This is a genomic window from Microbacterium sp. K35, from assembly GCF_004794375.1.
GTDB classification, from domain to species: domain Bacteria; phylum Actinomycetota; class Actinomycetes; order Actinomycetales; family Microbacteriaceae; genus Microbacterium; species Microbacterium sufflavum.
This window is the reverse complement of sequence record NZ_SSDM01000280.1, coordinates 1-1,279: the sequence shown is the minus strand read 5'-3', so window position 1 is coordinate 1,279 and position 1,279 is coordinate 1. Positions and strand designations below refer to the sequence as shown.

Below are 1,279 nucleotides of genomic sequence, written 5' to 3'. Positions count from 1 at the left end.
GGGCGGAGGCCGCGGAGCCCGGCGACCACCGCGTCGGGGGTGCCGTGGCCGATGCCGGTCGCGCCCAGGGAGCCGTACAGCGTGCAGCCGACGCGGGCGACGCGGCCCAGCTCGCCCGACGCCGTGAGCCGCTGCGCGAAGTCGAGGGCCGCGCGCATGGGGCCGACGGTGTGCGAGCTCGACGGCCCCACTCCGATGGAGAACAGGTCGAAGGCCGAGACGTACGCAGTCACCCCTCCAGGCTACGCCGGGTTCCGGCATCTCGGTTCATCGTGGTTAACCCGAGCGCGTCGGGGACCCGGCCGCCCGCCCGTCAAGCCCCTTCAGCTCGGCCGCTCGGCGGGGCACGCTGGAGGCACGACAGCGCAGGAAGGGACGATCATGACCACCAGCACTCCCGAACCCGAAGCCCCCGAGCCGGAGTCCACGGACGAGCTCTCGGCCGAGGCGCAGACGCCCACCCCGACCCCGGCGTCGGAGGGCCAGACCACGCACGCCCCCACCGCCGACGCGGACGAGGGCGAGGCGAGCAGTCCGCCGGAGGCCGAGTCGCCGGAGGACGCCGACCCGTCCGAGGTGCCGAGCACGGAGGAGCTCGAAGAGCCGAGCACCGAGAAGGCCCCGGGCCAGGAGCCGAAGGCACCGGAGCGGAAGGGCGACCCCGAACCCGACCACGAGGCGGTCGGCATCGGCGTGATCGGACAGCCCCAGGTCGGCGAGAACGACCCCGCGGGGCAGTGACACCCCCGTCGCTCCTCCCTGGATCGCTCTGACGAACGACGGGAGGAGCGACGGGACGGAGGGTTACTCCACGAGCTTCCCGGCGGTGTCGACGTCGCGCATCAGCTCGGCGATCTCGGCGGGGACGGGCGGGATCTCCTCGCGGGTGACGCCGGTCGCGGGCGACCACACCAGGTTGACCTGCAGCGTCGGATCGGTGTCGGGGTAGTCGCTGCGGTTGTGGCAGCCACGCGTCTCGCGCCGTTCCCGCGCCGCCTCCAGCGTGGCACGGGCGGCGAGCGCGGAGGCCTTCAGATCGAACGCGTGGGCGAGGTCCTGGAACCCGGCGATGTCCGGGTGGATGCCGATGTCCTCCATGCGCCCTTCGATCAGGTCGAGATCGGCGAGCCCGGCCCGCAGCCCCTCCTCCGAGCGCACCACTCCGGCGTACTCGGTCATGAGGTTGCGGATCGCGCGCTGCAGGGCGCGCACGTTCTCGCGCCCCTCGGCCGCGAGCAGGTCGTCGATCTCGGCGCGGGCCGCCGCGACCGCCCCCGCC

Annotated in this window: 2 protein-coding genes and 1 pseudogene; 1 reads left to right on the top strand and 2 read right to left on the bottom strand. The window is 74.0% G+C overall.

Annotated elements, in window-relative coordinates; all coding sequences use genetic code 11:
• Positions 1-233, bottom strand: a 233-nt coding sequence (locus tag DW299_RS10745; protein ID WP_275090587.1) for a serine dehydratase beta chain, incomplete at its 3' end; no start/stop codon positions are given.
• A 148-nt stretch (positions 234-381) separates the two neighbouring features.
• Between DW299_RS10745 and DW299_RS10740 the strand changes: the two genes are divergently transcribed.
• Entirely contained in the window at positions 382-741 is a 360-nt protein-coding gene (locus DW299_RS10740) for a hypothetical protein (protein WP_136036571.1), read from the top strand.
• A 63-nt stretch (positions 742-804) separates the two neighbouring features.
• On the opposite strand, the pseudogene DW299_RS10735 reads toward DW299_RS10740, so the two are convergent.
• Positions 805-1,279 (bottom strand): annotated as a pseudogene (locus DW299_RS10735) (succinate dehydrogenase); the annotation flags it as partial.